The sequence below is a fragment of the Pedobacter sp. genome (assembly GCF_965249885.1).
Lineage (GTDB): Bacteria > Bacteroidota > Bacteroidia > Sphingobacteriales > Sphingobacteriaceae > Pedobacter.
Genome location: NZ_OZ252254.1, coordinates 3,219,404 through 3,235,351, shown reverse-complemented (window position 1 = coordinate 3,235,351; position 15,948 = coordinate 3,219,404). Strand labels below are relative to the sequence as shown.

7 protein-coding genes, 2 tRNA genes and 3 rRNA genes are annotated in these 15,948 nt (G+C 42.7%); 6 read left to right on the top strand and 6 right to left on the bottom strand.

Features of this window, described 5'->3' with window-relative positions:
- The first annotated feature begins 5 nt into the window (after positions 1–5).
- The 6 genes from ACY2A0_RS13755 to ACY2A0_RS13730 all read left to right on the top strand — a co-directional run bounded on the left by ACY2A0_RS13755 (position 6) and on the right by ACY2A0_RS13730 (position 8,616).
- A complete protein-coding gene (locus ACY2A0_RS13755) occupies positions 6–716 on the top strand; it encodes a MotA/TolQ/ExbB proton channel family protein (protein WP_461790050.1) in 711 nt (236 codons plus the stop codon).
- Positions 716–1,117 (top strand): ExbD/TolR family protein, encoded by a 402-nt coding sequence (locus tag ACY2A0_RS13750; RefSeq protein ID WP_461790049.1) that lies wholly within the window; start codon positions 716–718, stop codon positions 1,115–1,117. The genes ACY2A0_RS13755 and ACY2A0_RS13750 overlap by 1 nt, the downstream gene beginning before the upstream one ends.
- A gap of 3 nt (positions 1,118–1,120) precedes the next feature.
- On the top strand, positions 1,121–1,936 hold the full coding sequence (locus ACY2A0_RS13745; RefSeq protein ID WP_461790048.1) for an energy transducer TonB: 816 nt from the start codon (positions 1,121–1,123) through the stop codon (positions 1,934–1,936).
- Between the two features lie 79 nt (positions 1,937–2,015).
- The gene (locus tag ACY2A0_RS13740; RefSeq protein WP_461790047.1) at positions 2,016–3,302 is read left to right on the top strand and encodes a bifunctional folylpolyglutamate synthase/dihydrofolate synthase; all 1,287 of its coding nucleotides are present in this window, start codon (positions 2,016–2,018) and stop codon (positions 3,300–3,302) included.
- 69 nt (positions 3,303–3,371) lie between these two features.
- Positions 3,372–5,033, top strand: coding sequence for an alkaline phosphatase PafA (gene pafA / locus ACY2A0_RS13735; RefSeq protein ID WP_461790046.1), 1,662 nt, complete (start codon positions 3,372–3,374; stop codon positions 5,031–5,033).
- A gap of 205 nt (positions 5,034–5,238) precedes the next feature.
- Positions 5,239–8,616 (top strand): methylmalonyl-CoA mutase family protein, encoded by a 3,378-nt coding sequence (locus tag ACY2A0_RS13730; RefSeq protein ID WP_461790045.1) that lies wholly within the window; start codon positions 5,239–5,241, stop codon positions 8,614–8,616.
- A 40-nt stretch (positions 8,617–8,656) separates the two neighbouring features.
- Here the strand turns inward: ACY2A0_RS13730 and ACY2A0_RS13725 are convergent, their stop codons facing one another.
- The 6 genes from ACY2A0_RS13725 to ACY2A0_RS13700 all read right to left on the bottom strand — a co-directional run bounded on the left by ACY2A0_RS13725 (position 8,657) and on the right by ACY2A0_RS13700 (position 15,349).
- Positions 8,657–9,637, bottom strand: a complete 981-nt coding sequence (locus ACY2A0_RS13725) for an acyl-ACP desaturase (RefSeq protein ID WP_461790044.1) — start codon at positions 9,635–9,637, stop codon at positions 8,657–8,659.
- 593 nt (positions 9,638–10,230) lie between these two features.
- A 5S ribosomal RNA gene (gene rrf / locus ACY2A0_RS13720) occupies positions 10,231–10,342 on the bottom strand.
- 80 nt (positions 10,343–10,422) lie between these two features.
- A 23S ribosomal RNA gene (locus ACY2A0_RS13715) occupies positions 10,423–13,297 on the bottom strand.
- A gap of 231 nt (positions 13,298–13,528) precedes the next feature.
- A tRNA-Ala gene (locus ACY2A0_RS13710) sits at positions 13,529–13,602 on the bottom strand.
- A gap of 15 nt (positions 13,603–13,617) precedes the next feature.
- Positions 13,618–13,692: transfer RNA gene (locus ACY2A0_RS13705), tRNA-Ile, on the bottom strand.
- A 137-nt stretch (positions 13,693–13,829) separates the two neighbouring features.
- Positions 13,830–15,349, bottom strand: a 16S ribosomal RNA gene (locus ACY2A0_RS13700).
- Together the 16S, 23S and 5S rRNA genes with 2 tRNA genes alongside form the textbook arrangement of a ribosomal RNA operon.
- Positions 15,350–15,948: the final 599 nt, after the last annotated feature.

Sequence of the window (15,948 nt, the reverse complement as noted above, 5' to 3'; positions counted from 1 at the left end):
ACACAATGATATTACTACAAGCCAACTTACAGGACACCGCTCAAAATTTAATTGACACGGCGCAAACTGTTACCACTACCGCTGTAAAAACACAACAGGAAATACATTTCATCGATCTGCTGTTTAGAGGTGGCTGGGTAATGATCCCTCTAGCACTCCTCGCTTTCTTGGGTTTAGTCATATTTATTGAAAGATATTTAACTATCCGCAAAGCGTCAAAAAGCGATACGAACTTATTATTTCAAGTGAAACAAAATGTGCAGGATGGCCGATTGGAAAATGCAATCGCTTTATGCAGAAATACCACTTCTCCCCTCGCCCGTATGTTGGAAAAAGGTTTGAAACGTATCGGCCGACCTATTAAAGATATTGAAGGTGCAATTGAAAACACCGGCAAACTAGAAGTAGCAAAATTGGAGAAAAACATCGGTATCCTAGGAATTATTGCTGGTATTGCGCCAATGTTAGGCTTCGTCGGTACTATTATTGGTGTAATCACTATTTTCCAACGAGTGGCGGCCGAAGGAGCTATTGAAATTGGAACTATTTCCGATGGTCTTTACACCAAGATGATTACTTCAGCTACTGGATTAATTATCGGTATCATGGCTTACGTGCTTTATCATATTTTAAATATGATGGTTGAAAAAATCATCCTTAAAATGGAAACTGAAGCAATTGAATTTATTGATCTATTAGAAGAACCAGGAAAATAATGAATTTAAAAAACAGAAAGAAAGGTAATGTAGAGGTACACACCGCTGCGTTAAACGACATCATGTTTTTCTTGATGCTGTTTTTCCTTTTGGCTTCTGCTGTGGTAAATCCGCAAGTGGTTAAATTACTTTTGCCTCGTTCTTCATCTGGTCAGCAGGCTAACAATCAAAAATCCATCACAGTTAGCATTGATGATAATTTGAATTACTTTGTAGATAAGCAACCGGTAACGCTGGAGGCTATGGAAGCTAAAATTCAAAGCTCAATTCAGGAAAATACTGATTTAACTATTGTTTTATACGTCGCCAGAGGAGTGTCAATTGAAAACACCATGAAGGTTTTTGATGTGGCCAACAAATTGAAATTGAAAGTTGTTTTAGCCGTTGAGCAAAAGAAGTAAAGCATGGCACAAAACCATAAAGAAGATAACAATTATCCAAAAGCTTTGGCGATATCTACCGGCATCATGGCCGCGTTTATCGTTCTCAGCTTCATTTGGATTATTGGAAAATTTGAGCCTAACGAAGAATACGGAATGGGTGGTATGGTTGTGAACTACGGTACCTCTGTAGAAGGAATGGGCACGGATTATACCAACGTAGAAGAAACTTCTATGGCTCCCGATGCTAACGGTAAAAAGCCTGATCAAGTTACTCCGGATCCCACCACTAAAAGCACACAATCACAATTAAGTGATCAAAATCTCACTACCCAAGATAACGAGGATGCAGTAAGTGTCAACACAAAAGCAACCAAGAGCAATGCTAATCCTAGTAATACTCAGGATAGCAAAACTGAACAACCCGCGATTAATCCAAATGCGTTGTACAAAGGCAATAAAAACAATGCCACTGGCGGCGGCGATGGAACAGGTACTACTCCGGGTAATCAAGGTGATCCAGGTGGTGACCCATTAGCGCCATTTTATGGTGATGGTGGTTCAGGGTTTGGTAATAAACCGCTGCCTTTAAGCAACTTCAAAAACCTAGTTGCTCCTGATGATGATGGTCAGGAAAGAGGCACAATAATGGTGAAGATTGAAGTGAATAAATCTGGCAGAATCGTACGAGCTACCGCAGGCGCAAAAGGAACCACATTCAGAAACGCCGCTTTAGAAGATAAATGTGAAAGAGCCATGCTTAACGCTTCATTAAATGCAATCGCTAAAGGACCGGATATTCGTATATTTTACGTGCCTTTTAAATTTATAGTGAAATAGCGTAATATTTAAAGCACCTAATGGAAAGTAGGCCAATTATAATCAGGTTTTACTAAGGTGGTTATATAATTTCTATAAAATGACTTACCCACAAACGGTAGATTATCTCTATAGCCGCCTTCCAATGTTTACTCGCATTGGCGCATCGGCTTTCAAAAAAGATTTAACTAACACCATTGCGTTTTGCAATGCCTTAAACAACCCTCAAAATAAATACAAAACCATTCACGTTGGTGGAACAAATGGAAAAGGTTCAACGTCCCATATGTTGGCTGCCATTTTTCAAAAAGCGGGTTACAAAACTGGCCTATACACCTCGCCACATTTGAAGGATTTTAGGGAACGTATCCGAGTAAATGGAAAAATGGTTTCTAAAAGTTTTGTAACCAAGTTTGTCAAAGAACATCAAACGTTAATAGCATCTATTGAGCCGTCATTTTTCGAAGTTACCGTTGCCATGGCTTTCTCCTACTTTGAGCAACAACAAGTGGATATAGCCATCATTGAAGTAGGTTTAGGTGGCCGTTTGGATTCTACAAACATCATCCAGCCAGACCTATCGGTAATTACCAACATCAGCCTAGACCATACCAATATGCTGGGCAATACTTACGCTGAGATCGCCTTTGAAAAAGCAGGCATCATTAAAAACAACACTCCTGTAATCGTCGGCGAACATCATCCAGAAACAGATGCAGTATTCATTAAAAAAGCAGCCGAACAAAACGCAAATTTGATTTTTGCACAAGATGATTTAATCGTAACCAATATTGCTAAGAATGCAGATAATTTAAAAGTAGATGTTGTACAGAAAGATCAAACCCTTTTCAAAAATTTAGCTCTAGATCTAACTGGCGGGTATCAGTTAAAAAATATAGTAACGGTAATTGAAGCTACATTGCAGCTTAGAAAATTAGGTTATCACTTATCTGACGAAGAAATATTTGATGCCTTAAAAAATGTAAAAAAACTTACTGGACTACAAGGTAGATGGCAAACAATTGCTAAAAAACCGCTTACTATTTGTGACACTGGACATAACAAAGCTGGAATAGCCGAAGTAGTAGAAAACATCAAACAAACGCCACATCAAAATCTACACATGGTGATTGGAATGGTAAAAGATAAAGATATCAGTGCTGTACTGGCCTTATTGCCAGCCAACGCAAATTATTACTTTTGCCAGCCAAATTTAGAAAGGGCCCTACCTGTAGAGGAACTGAAACAGCAAGCCAGTCAATATCAACTCCGAGGTGAAATCTTTAACACTGTGACGGATGCATTAGAAGCTGCAAAAAAATCAGCTGAGGAAAATGACCTCATTTTTATAGGAGGAAGTACATTTGTAGTAGCTGAAATTATATAAAATCTTTACAAAAGGCATCAAATAACTTAACATCGTTTTAATACCTTTACAAAAACATCAATTTTATAAATGAAATTTAAACTTTTCTGCATTTCTTTAGTAGTTTTTTTCCAAAGTAGCGCATCGGCTCAAAAAAAACAGCCTAAAGTTCAACCTTCATCATTTCCCCAAACAGTAGCTCGCCCTAAGTTGGTGGTGGGTATGGTCGTAGACCAAATGCGTTGGGATTATTTGTACCGTTTTTATGCCAGATACGGTAACGGTGGCTTTAAACGCTTAATCAACGAAGGTTTTTCTGCAGAGAACACTTTAATTCCATATACGCCAACTTTAACTGCCTGTGGACACTCTTCAGTTTATACGGGTTCAGTACCAGCTATTAACGGAATTATTGGCAATAACTGGTTTGATCCCCAATTGGGCAGGGATGTTTATTGTGTAGAGGATAAAAGCGTTAAAACCGTTGGAAGTTCCAGTAATGAAGGGTTAATGTCGCCAAAAAACTTACTTGTAACAACAGTAACAGATGAACTTAGGATGGCAACCAACTTCAGAAGTAAAGTAATTAGTGTTTCGATAAAAGACCGGGGCGCAATACTTCCTGGCGGACATACGGCAAATGGTGCTTACTGGTACGATGACATGACTGGAAGTTTTATTTCAAGTACACACTACATGCAACAGTTGCCTGCTTGGGTGAATGATTTTAATGCGCAAAGACTTCCGAATAAATATTTTGAACAAGATTGGAACACGTTATATCCAATTGAAACTTATACGGAAAGTACTGCTGATGCAAAACCTTATGAGCGTACTTTCAAAGGTGAAAAAACCTCAAGCTTTCCTCATTTATTTAAACAATACGCCAATAAAAACTATTCGATGATGGCAAGCATGCCACAGGGCAACAGCTTTACTTTAGAATTTGCCAAAGCTGCCATACCTGCCGAAAAACTCGGACAAACTGGAAATACAGATTTCTTAGCAGTAAGTTTATCTTCAACCGATTATGTAGGTCACCAATTTGGGCCGAATTCTATTGAACTAGAAGATACTTATTTGAGATTAGACAAAGACTTGGAAGATTTTTTCAACTATTTGGACAAAACCATCGGCAAAGGAAACTATTTGTTATTCTTAACTGCAGACCACGGCGCAACTCATGTGCCGGGCTTTTCTAAAGAAAATAAAATGCCAGGCGGAGGTTTAGCTACCAAAAAATTCAAAGCTGATTTGGATAGTTTAATCTACAGTGAATTTAAAGTAAAGGATGTCATCTTCACCATCATTAATAACCAAGTGATTTTTGATACTGACGCGATAAAGGAAGCTAAGGCAGATTATGCTAAAATCAAACAATCCACAATTGATTATCTAGTGAAACAAGATGGTGTGTTAAATGCTGTAGATGTTAAAAATATGGGAGCAGTAACCCTTCCTCAAGAAATTAAAAACAAAATAATTAATGGCTATAACGCTCGCAGAAGTGGCGACGTATACATCATCCTAGATGCTGGCTGGTATCCAACGTTAAGTCCAGGTACCGGGCATGCAGCTTGGAATCCTTATGATAGTCACATCCCAGCACTTTTTATGGGTTGGGGTATTAAGCCCGGCAAAACCAACAAGGAGTATTACATGTCCGATATCGCCCCTACCGTTTCTGCCTTATTGCATATACAGCAACCAAGTGGTAGCATAGGCAAAGTAATAACTGATCTACTTAAATAAGCTTTAAAATTTTAATAATCTAACCCTCATTTCTACACTAAGAATTGAGGGTTTTTTTATTATTAATGCTATTTTGATATCAAATCTTCAAATTTACTACAACATTTTTACTCCCAAATCTTAACGTTTCACCTACCAAAAATCTTACCTTTGGTACGTATCAATTACCAAATATTAGCAAAAAATTATATCGGGATTTATCGTTATGGATAAAATTGAAATCTATCAACCTAAACATAAAATAAGATTTGTAACTGCCGCTGCGCTTTTCGACGGTCACGATGCTACGATCAATATCATGCGTAGAATTTTACAATCTAGCGGTGCAGAAGTTATCCATTTAGGTCATAACCGTTCGGTTGAAGAAGTTGTAAATTGTGCTATACAGGAAGATGTTCAAGGCATTGCGATGACATCTTATCAGGGCGGACACATCGAGTATTTTAAATATATGTTTGATTTATTGCAAGAACGAGGTGCAAATCATATCAAAATATTTGGCGGTGGCGGTGGTGTAATTTTACCAAATGAAATTGAGGAACTGGAAAGTTACGGCATCTCTAAGATCTATTCGCCAGATGACGGAAGAAGGATGGGTTTGCAAGGCATGATTAATGATATGCTTGAGAAAACAGACTTTGCAATTGTAGAAAAAAGTAAATTCGACTTAGAAAATCCATTAAAAAAAGAAGACAACGGAAAGATCGCAAATGCTATCTCTTTAGCAGAAAATAATGCCGAAGCATTTGAAGGCTCGCTAGCAACGCTGAGAAAAAAACAGCCCTCCAATCCCCCAGTTTTGGGCATTACAGGTACGGGAGGTGCCGGAAAGTCATCATTAGTGGATGAGTTAGTAAGAAGATTTCTAATCGAGGTGGATAACAAATCTATTGCAATTATCTCTGTTGATCCTTCAAAAAGAAAAACCGGCGGCGCTTTGCTGGGGGATAGAATTAGAATGAATGCCATCAACAGTCCGAGGGTTTACATGCGTTCGTTGGCTACCAGACAGGCAAACTTGGCCCTATCTAAAAATGTACAAGAAAGCATCGATATCTGTAAAGCAGCCGGATTTGATTTAGTAATTGTTGAAACTTCTGGAATTGGCCAATCAGATACTGAAATTACCGAGCATTGCGATGTTTCCTTATATGTAATGACGCCAGAGTTTGGCGCTGCTACACAATTGGAAAAAATAGATATGCTAGATTTTGCCGATTTAGTAGCCATCAATAAATTCGATAAACGTGGCGCTTTAGATGCACTACGTGACGTGAGGAAGCAATACAAACGAAACCACAATATTTTCGATGCCAAAGATGAAGAAATTCCGGTTTACGGGACAATGGCATCGCAATTTAACGATCCTGGAACCAATAATTTATTTGTTGCTTTAGTTGACAAAATCAAAGAGAAAACTGGAGTAGATTTTTCAGCAAAAATGGAAATGACATCCGAACAATCTGAAAAAATATACATTATACCACCTGACCGAACCAGATATCTATCCGAAATTGCTGAAGCAAGCGAACAATATAATGATTGGGTTGCTCAACAGGTAACTATCGCACGTAAAATGTATCAGTTACAAGGTGTAATCAATCTGTTAAATGAAGGCAATTCCAAAATTCCTACGATCGATGGCAATCTCCAAGAAGTATATACCTACTATGAAGAGCAATTGGACGGAAATTGTAGAAGACTGTTAAGGGAATGGCCTGATACAAAACATCAATATCAGCAAGATAATTTCATTTATAAAGTTAGAGATAAGGAAATTAAGCAACCTTTATTCTATGAATCGCTCTCTAAATTAAGGATACCTAAAGTTGCGCTTCCTAGATATAAAGATTGGGGAGATATCTTGAAATGGCTACTAACCGAAAATTTACCTGGTGAATTCCCCTATGCTGCTGGTGTGTTTCCGTTGAAACGAGATGGTGAAGATCCAACAAGAATGTTCGCTGGGGAAGGTGGACCAGAACGAACCAATAAGCGTTTTCACTACGTTTCTTTAGGTCAACCTGCTCATCGTTTGTCAACTGCATTTGACTCGGTAACTTTATATGGAGAAGATCCACATACCCGACCAGACATCTATGGGAAAATAGGAAATTCAGGGGTGAGCATAGCTACACTCGATGATGCAAAGAAATTATACTCCGGGTTCGATTTATGCGCCCCAAGTACTTCCGTTTCTATGACGATAAATGGGCCTGCTCCTATGTTATTAGGCTTTTTTATGAACGCTGCAATTGACCAACAATGTGAAAAATATATCTTGGAAAATGGAATGCAAGCTGAAGTTGAAGCTAAAATCAATGATATTTTCGCTAAAAAAGGATTGACCAGGCCTAGATACAATGGCAATTTACCGGAAGGAAATAATGGTTTAGGTCTGATGTTGCTTGGAGTAACGGGCGATCAGGTTTTGCCAAACGACATTTATCGGCAGATTAAAGCAAAAGCAATCAGCTCAGTGAGGGGCACAGTACAGGCTGATATTTTAAAAGAAGACCAAGCGCAAAACACTTGCATCTTTTCTACTGAATTCGCACTGAGGATGATGGGCGATATTCAACAGTATTTTATCACTGAAAAGGTTCGAAATTTCTATTCTGTATCTATTTCTGGTTATCATATTGCAGAAGCAGGTGCTAATCCGATTTCTCAGTTAGCATTTACTTTGAGTAATGGTTTTACATTTGTAGAATACTATTTGAGTAGAGGCATGCATATCGATGATTTTGCACCTAATTTATCTTTTTTCTTTAGCAACGGAATTGACCCGGAATACGCCGTTATTGGTCGTGTAGCTCGTAGGATTTGGGCAAAAGCAATCAAAAATAAGTATAAAGGAAACGATCGCTCGCAGAAATTAAAGTATCATATCCAAACTTCAGGACGATCATTGCATGCACAAGAAATCGATTTTAACGATATCCGCACTACTTTACAGGCACTATACGCCATCTACGACAATTGTAATTCGTTGCATACCAACGCCTATGATGAGGCCATAACCACGCCAACGGAAGAATCGGTACGCAGAGCGATGGCCATCCAATTGATCATTAATAGAGAATTAGGCCTTGCCAAAAACGAAAATCCACTGCAGGGCGCTTTTATCATTGAAGAATTAACTGATTTAGTAGAAGAAGCAGTACTTGCGGAGTTTAAACGCATCAACGACCGCGGAGGTGTACTTGGAGCTATGGAAACAATGTACCAACGTGGCAAAATACAGGAAGAAAGTTTGTATTATGAAACATTAAAGCATACTGGTGAATTCCCAATCGTAGGTGTGAATACGTTTTTGAATAAAAATGGCTCACCTACAATTATACCGGGAGAAGTAATAAGAGCGACTGAAGAAGAAAAACAGTTTCAAATTTCAGCGCTAAATGCTTTTCATAAAAGAAACGAAAGTAGTGCTTCGAATATGTTAAGGGAATTGCAGAAGTCTGCTGTCAGCGGAGAGAATATCTTCGAACAATTGATGGAAGTTTGCAAAGTTTGTTCGTTAGGACAAATTAGCAATGCACTTTATCAAGTTGGCGGCCAGTATCGTAGAAATATGTAAGCAAAAAAAGCGGCTTGGGGCCGCTTTTTTTATTTTTGCACTATGCTAATATCCATTTGAACTTGTAATCCAAAGACGGATTTTTCATCCTATCTGCTACTCTAAGCAATCTATTCGGTAAATTCATGATATAATCCCTCGCCTTCTCACCAGCTTCATTAAGTTCTTTAATGCTTTCTAAGTTCCAATCTACAATAAGCTGTTTTAAAATATCAACATAATCTACCGCGGTATAAACGCCTAAACGTTGTGCAGCATCAGTGAAATGACCAAAAACTTGTCCTATAGGCAATCCTACTTCTCTTAAAAAGTGTGCAGGCATTACAATTTTCTTACGCATCATATCCTCAAAAGCTAACATAGCTTCATTGGCATCCACTTTAAATATTTGGGTGATAAAATCTTTGTACGCTTTTGCGTGTCTTGCCTCATCTGATGCTATTACTCCACACATCTTTGATAACAAAGTATCGCCATCCTTCTTAGCCAATGAAGCTACACGTCTGTGTGAAACATTGGTAGCCAATTCTTGAAAAGAGGTATAAATAAAATTTCTATAAGGATCGTGGCCTGTTCCAATGTCAAATCCATCAGCAATTAAATACTGAGTAGAAATTTCCATCTGACGCATATCCACCCGTCCAGATAAATATAAATATTTATTTAATAGATCGCCGTGCCTATTCTCCTCTGCAGTCCAATGCCTATTCCATTTCATCCAGCCACCCTCCTCATCTCTGCTAACTCCATCAACCATGGCTAACCAAGACTCATATGTTGGTAATGCCTCTTCAGTAATAGTGTCACCTATTAATACTGCAACCAAATCATAAGATAGTTCGCTGGCACTCTGTTGTAAGTCTTTAATTTTATCAAAAAAATCATCTCTACTCGAATCCGGCAAAAAGTCTGATGGCTGCCATATCTCATCTATAGGTTTTAGATATTCTGGCATCTTCTCTAACATATACTTCTCTATATGTTGCATTACTTCCCTTCTTCTTTCAACAAAAAAACTCATTTACGTGTACTGATTTTAAAACACAAAGATAGCCAATTTATATGGTTTAGAGGAATTTATTAACTCATTAGACTCTAAATATTAATAAATCTGATAAAAATCATATAAAATATTTGTGTCGAAACTCTTTTAAAATTATTAAAATCCATCATAATTTTTGACCATGATAAAAAGAAAGCAAAAGATCGCATGCTTCCATCAAATTGTTGTAAAACGTAACTATTAAAAAACTAAATGGAATAATCTTCATTTTTCAGGACTTTATAAACTATTTAATAGGTAATTAGTAATGCTTGTTATCTCGGCAAACTTAAACGGTTACAGCCACTGCATTGAGGAAAAATAGTATCAGAAATAGCTATTAACTTTCATCTAAGAAGCACGGCCATGAAATGAAGTTCAAACCGAAGGGCACTATCGACCTATTGCATTACATGTCCCGGGGCGGACGGCGTACAGCTCCAGCGGCAGCATCGGAACTGCCGGTTTTTCGGCGCAGCGTCTGGTGGATGTTTTTTTGGAGGGTGGTGCTTTTTGTTGTTGATCTTTGGTCACAAAAAAGCCCCCGATCATTGCTGAAGGGGGGCTGTAAGGATAGGCACCGACCTACTCTCCCACGTGTTACCGCAGTACCATCGGCTCGGATGGGCTTAACTTCTCTGTTCGGAATGGGAAGAGGTGGACACCATCGATATAGGCACCTGAATATCTTTATGATTATCAGTTGATAATAATGACATATTATTGAAAGAAGTCAATGGGAAGAACAAACAACGTGTGTGCAGCCTTGAAAGCTTCGGGCTATTAGTAATACTCGACTGTGGTGTCGCCACCTTTACATCTGTATCCTATCGACGTAGTAGTCTGCTACGGCCCTGTATGGAATCCTCATCTCGTGGCTAGTTTCGCACTTAGATGCTTTCAGCGCTTATCTATTCCCAGCGTAGCTACTCTGCAATGCCCCTGGCGGAACAACAGATTCACTAGAGGCTGGTCCAACCCGGTCCTCTCGTACTAAGGTCAGCCCCACTCAAGATTCCTACGCCCACAACAGATAGGGACCGAACTGTCTCGCGACGTTCTGAACCCAGCTCGCGTGCCACTTTAATCGGCGAACAGCCGAACCCTTGGGACCTTCTCCAGCCCCAGGATGTGACGAGCCGACATCGAGGTGCCAAACCTCCCCGTCGATATGAGCTCTTGGGGGAGATCAGCCTGTTATCCCCAGCGTACCTTTTATCCTTTGAGCGATGGCCCTTCCATGCAGAACCACCGGATCACTATATCCGTCTTTCGACCCTGATCGGCCTGTATGCCTCACAGTCAAGCAAGCTTATGCTATTGCACTCCCCGTACGGTTACCAAGCGTACTGAGCTTACCTTTGAAAGCCTCCGTTACCTTTTTGGAGGCGACCACCCCAGTCAAACTACCCATCAAACAATGTCCCCCGGATTTCCGGGGTTAGACACCGAATACAGAAAGGGTGGTATTTCAACGTTGGCTCCACGACGCCTGGCGACGCCGCTTCAAAGCCTCCCACCTATCCTACACATCCTGTACCCAATGTCAATGTTAAACTGTAGTGAAGGTGCATGGGGTCTTTCCGTCCCGTTGCGGGTACCCGGCGTCTTCACCGGGACCACAATTTCACCGAGCTCATGGCTGAGACAGCGCCCAGATCGTTACACCATTCGTGCAGGTCGGAACTTACCCGACAAGGAATTTCGCTACCTTAGGACCGTTATAGTTACGGCCGCCGTTTACTGGGGCTTCGATTCAATGCTTCTCATTGCTGATGACATCCCCTCTTAACCTTCCAGCACCGGGCAGGTGTCAGGCCTTATACCTCATCTTTCGATTTTGCAAAGCCATGTGTTTTTGTTAAACAGTCGCCTGGGCCTTTTCACTGCGGCTGACATTGCTGCCAGCGCCCCTTCTCCCGAAGTTACAGGGCCATTTTGCCGAGTTCCTTAGCCATGATTCACTCGAGCACCTTAGAATTCTCATCCCGGATACCTGTGTCGGTTTGCGGTACGAGCTTTTATAACCTGGAGCTTAGCGGTTTTTCTTGGAAGTCTGATTACCTGCGCTATCCACTTGCCCGAAGGCTCGCGGTACTATCGACTTTCGGCACTCACGGCGGATTTGCCTACCGTGCGTATACCTACCGTCTTCAACGGCCTATTCCGTCAGGCCGCGGCAGTTCCACTACTCCGTCCCCACATCGCAATTATAAAAGGTACGGGAATATTAACCCGTTGTCCATCGACTACCCCCTTCGGGTTCGCCTTAGGCCTCGACTAACCCTGATCCGATTAGCGTTGATCAGGAAACCTTATCCTTTCGGTGGGCGGGTTTCTCTCCCGCCTTATCGTTACTTATGCCTACATTTGCTTTTCCGGAAGCTCCACCACAGCTCGCGCTACAGCTTCGCCGCCGCCGGAATGCTCCCCTACCGATATATTTCAATCCCATAGCTTCGGTGTACAGTTTGATGCCCGTTTATTATCCATGCACGATCGCTCGACTAGTGAGCTGTTACGCACTCTTTAAATGAATGGCTGCTTCCAAGCCAACATCCTAGCTGTCTATGCAATCGCACCTCGTTAGTTCAACTTAACCGTAACTTGGGGACCTTAGCTGATGGTCTGGGTTCTTTCCCTCTCGGCCATGGACCTTAGCACCCATAGCCTCACTGCCGGCCATATTATACAGCATTCGGAGTTTGTCTGGATTTGGTAGGATTTGACTCCCCCGCACCCAATCAGTAGCTCTACCTCTGTATAACTCGATGCCGACGCTGTTCCTAAAAACATTTCGGGGAGTACGAGCTATTTCCCAGTTTGATTAGCCTTTCACCCCTACCCTCAGGTCATCCGGAAACTTTTCAACGTTTATCGGTTCGGTCCTCCATTACGTGTTACCGCAACTTCAACCTGCCCAAGGGTAGATCACAAGGTTTCGCGTCTACCTCCACTGACTGTGCGCCCTGTTCAGACTCGCTTTCGCTTCGGATCCGTGCCTGAAGCACTTAACCTTGCCAGTGAAGAGTAACTCGTAGGCTCATTATGCAAAAGGCACGCCGTCACCCCATACAGGGCTCCGACCGCTTGTAAGTACACGGTTTCAGGTTCTATTTCACTCCCCTGTTCGGGGTTCTTTTCACCTTTCCCTCACGGTACTGGTCCACTATCGGTCTCTCGGGAGTATTTAGCCTTACCGGATGGTGCCGGCAGATTCCCACAAGGCGTCTCCGACCTCGCGGTACTCAGGATGCTGTTAGGCTAATGGTGCTTACGTGTACGGGGCTATCACCCTATCTTGCCAGGCTTCCCATCCTGTTCCACTTCGCTGCATTATAACCACGTCACAGTCCTACAACCCCACCCATGCCGTAACATGGATGGTTTGGGCTCTTTCCCTTTCGCTCGCCACTACTCAGGAAATCATTGTTATTTTCTCTTCCTCTGCTTACTTAGATGTTTCAGTTCGGCAGGTTCGCTCTTATTGTGCCATGTCTTCAACATGGCGGGTTTCCCCATTCGGAAATCGCCGGATCGAGTCTCATTTGCAGATCCCCGGCGCTTATCGCAGCTTATCACGTCCTTCATCGCCTCCGAGAGCCAAGGCATCCCCCGTGTACTCTTTCTTACTTTCTTCCACTCGTGCGCCTTTTGCGCCGCACGGTGTGCTTTTTTGCTCTTGTCATGATGTCTCATCCCCGATGCAAGACCGGGAGAGCACAAACACAACAGTCGCCTATTGTTGTTTGCTCTTCTTTTTTAACTTCTTCCAATATGTCAAAGAACTTCCTGAAGTATAGGGTTAAAAGCTGAAAGTTGAAAGTATTGCTACCTTTTACCTTTGACCTTTGACTTTTCACTTCCAAGTGGAGAATAACGGAGTCGAACCGTTGACCTCCTGCGTGCAAGGCAGGCGCTCTAGCCAGCTGAGCTAATCCCCCAAAAAAACTTGTCCGTAGTCCCGTCCAGATTTGAACTGGAGACCCCTACATTATCAGTGTAGTGCTCTAACCAGGCTGAGCTACGGGACTATATCGATGTGCCATCTTTACTTCCCTGCCCAGTGGCCGGTAAGACCTGCGGCTTTCATCTTCTTGGTGTTTCTTTTTTCCTTTTTCGAGATATACATTATCATTTTGTGCGCAGCGGGTGGCCGGGACCACTCCAGAAAGGAGGTATTCCAGCCGCACCTTCCGGTACGGCTACCTTGTTACGACTTAGCCCCAGTTACCGGTTTTACCCTAGGCCGCTCCTTGCGGTTACGGACTTTAGGTACCCCCAGCTTCCATGGCTTGACGGGCGGTGTGTACAAGGCCCGGGAACGTATTCACCGCGTCATTGCTGATACGCGATTACTAGCGAATCCAACTTCACGGGGTCGAGTTGCAGACCCCGATCCGAACTGTGAACGGCTTTTTGAGATTGGCATTACATTGCTGTATAGCTGCCCTCTGTACCGTCCATTGTAGCACGTGTGTAGCCCCGGACGTAAGGGCCATGATGACTTGACGTCGTCCCCTCCTTCCTCTCTGTTTGCACAGGCAGTCTGAATAGAGTCCCCACCATTACATGCTGGCAACTATTCATAGGGGTTGCGCTCGTTGCGGGACTTAACCCAACACCTCACGGCACGAGCTGACGACAGCCATGCAGCACCTAGTTTCGTGCCCCGAAGGGCGCATCCATCTCTGGATACTTCACTAACTTTCAAGCCCGGGTAAGGTTCCTCGCGTATCATCGAATTAAACCACATGCTCCTCCGCTTGTGCGGGCCCCCGTCAATTCCTTTGAGTTTCACCCTTGCGGGCGTACTCCCCAGGTGGAACACTTAACGCTTTCGCTTAGCCGCTGACCGTTTATCGCCAACAGCGAGTGTTCATCGTTTAGGGCGTGGACTACCAGGGTATCTAATCCTGTTCGATCCCCACGCTTTCGTGCCTCAGCGTCAATAAAACCATAGTAAGCTGCCTTCGCAATCGGTGTTCTGTGACATATCTATGCATTTCACCGCTACTTGTCACATTCCGCCTACCTCTAGTCCATTCAAGCCCATCAGTATCAAGGGCACTGCGATGGTTGAGCCACCGTCTTTCACCCCTGACTTAACAGGCCGCCTACGCACCCTTTAAACCCAATAAATCCGGATAACGCTTGGATCCTCCGTATTACCGCGGCTGCTGGCACGGAGTTAGCCGATCCTTATTCTTACGGTACATTCAGCTCGCTACACGTAGCGAGGTTTATTCCCGTACAAAAGCAGTTTACAACCCGGAGGGCCGTCTTCCTGCACGCGGCATGGCTGGTTCAGGCTTGCGCCCATTGACCAATATTCCTTACTGCTGCCTCCCGTAGGAGTCTGGTCCGTGTCTCAGTACCAGTGTGGGGGGCCATCCTCTCAGATCCCCTAGCCATCGTCGCCTTGGTGGGCCGTTACCCCGCCAACTAGCTAATGGCACGCATGCCCATCCTTCTCCCATAAATGTTTGACCCCTCGATGATGCCATCGTGTGGTCTTATGCGGTATTAATCCGGATTTCTCCGGGCTATCCCCCAGAAAAGGGTAGGTTGCATACGCGTTACGCACCCGTGCGCCGGTCTCAGGGAAGCAAGCTTCCCATACCCCTCGACTTGCATGTATTAGGCCTGCCGCTAGCGTTCATCCTGAGCCAGGATCAAACTCTCCATTGTAAAATGTGAATTCGAACGCTGACACATCTATTAACTAAAATTGATTTGTCTGTTCTTTATTATGTTGTCTGTAAGAACCGACCTAAGAAAACAGCTGGCTGTATGTACTTTACAGTAGCATCTTCGCCCCGCTGCGCTTTTAAAAATGATATCTCTTTAATGAACTTCCCGGCACGCATCACTGCGGCCTGTATATGTTGCAAACCCGTGCCGTGTTTCGGCGGCCTTAATGCTCCGCGTCAGTTCTGCACATCGTTGTTCCAGTCTTTTCTTTATCGTTATCAAACTCCGTCTGGTAACTCCCGTTTCGTTTGGGACTGCAAAGGTAGGAAACTTTTTCTATTCCGCAAATAAAAAATAAATTATTTTTTCTTGCCTTTCTTCACCTCATCTCCCCCCATTTCCCTCTTCTTTCAAATTCCCCACTTCCTTCCGAAGCGGAGTGCAAAGGTAGCAAAACTTTTCTTACTGACAAGAAAAATTTTAAATTTTTAAAACTTTTTCTTTTTAGTCTTGTTTGCTGCTTTTCATCACTCTCACATCTTCTCTTACACATCCTTTCTTCCTCCGAAGCGGAGTGCAAAGGTAGCAAATATCCT